Origin of the sequence: Microbacterium sp. 67-17 (genome assembly GCF_001898325.1) — a bacterium.
Taxonomy (GTDB): domain Bacteria; phylum Actinomycetota; class Actinomycetes; order Actinomycetales; family Microbacteriaceae; genus Microbacterium; species Microbacterium schleiferi.
Window position 1 is genome coordinate 1 of the sequence record NZ_MKTR01000026.1, and the last position, 1,220, is coordinate 1,220.

The 1,220-nt window shown below is 68.0% G+C and carries 1 pseudogene; it reads right to left on the reverse strand.

The features are described 5' to 3' along the window. Window positions 1–1,220, reverse strand: a pseudogene (locus tag BGO47_RS12115) (helicase); the annotation flags it as partial.

Here is a 1,220-nt window from a genome sequence, read left to right on the forward strand (position 1 = left end):
GATGCCGCGCTGCACGAGCTGCTGCCGCAGCTCGTCGTAGGCGTTCCACCTGTCCTGGTTCGGGGTGCCGATATCGGAGAACACGAGCTGGAGCGACCCGCGCACCGTGGAGGGTTGCCCGGTCACCGTGTCGAGGTACTCGTTGTCGCGGGTGCGCTCCCAGATGCGGTGGATCGCGTCGGCGGCGACGTCGACCTTGCTCGGCCCGGACGGGTCGCGGGAGATGACCATGCGGATGTCGAGCGCGGCCTTGCGTCCGTCGGTGGCGATCAGGAGCATGTTGTCTTCGTCGGGCCGCACCTGGCGGGTGGCGACCTTCTCGGCGCGCTCGGCGAGGGATGCGACGTACTGTTCCAGCTCGACGGTCGGCTGCACCGGCACGGTGGAGGGCGCGCGGCTGCCGTCGTCGCGCTGCACGAGCGCGGGCACGGGCAGGTCGAGGTCTTCAGCGGTCTTCACGTCGGCGAACACCGACCACATCCGGAGCAGCTCCTGCCCGTTCTGGAACCGGGCGAAGCGGGTCTTCATTCGGAAGGTACTGCCGGTCGGCGAGATCTCCATCTGCGTGACCAGCTCGCCGAACGTTGCCGCCCACGCATCGAACGCGCCGACACCCGCCGACTCCAGCACGTCGGGCCGCAGGTATCGCTGCATGACATAGGTTTCGGTGATCGAGTTCGAGATGGGCGTCGCGGTCGCGGCGGTCACGACCCGCTCGCGCCCCGCGGAGCGGAGGTATTCGAGCTTCATGTGCAGGTCGCTCGCGCGATCCGAGCCCTCGATGGCCGCGTCCCTGATGTTCGACTCGGTGGCGAGATTCTTGTACATATGCATCTCGTCGACGATGACGTAATCAATGCCGGTGTCCTCGAAGCAGACGCCGCGGTCGCGGTCGGAGTCGAGCCGATCCTTGAGCTTGTTCTCCATCGCCAGGAGCTTCCGCTGGATGCGCTTGACGCTCATCCGCTGCTCGCCGGTCGCCTCGCCCAGCACTCGCCGCACGTCGTCTACCTGCCCGCGGATGTACTCCTGCTGCGTCTCGGCGCGCAGCGGGATCTTGGCGAACGCCCCCTGCGTGAGGATGATCGCGTCCCACTCGTTCGCGGCAGCGCGGGCGACGAACAGCCGCCGCTTGTCTGCCGTGAGGTCGAGGCTCGACGCCGCGAGCACGCGGGCGCGCGGGTAGATCTGGAGCCACTCGCGCCCGAACTGCTCCAGCA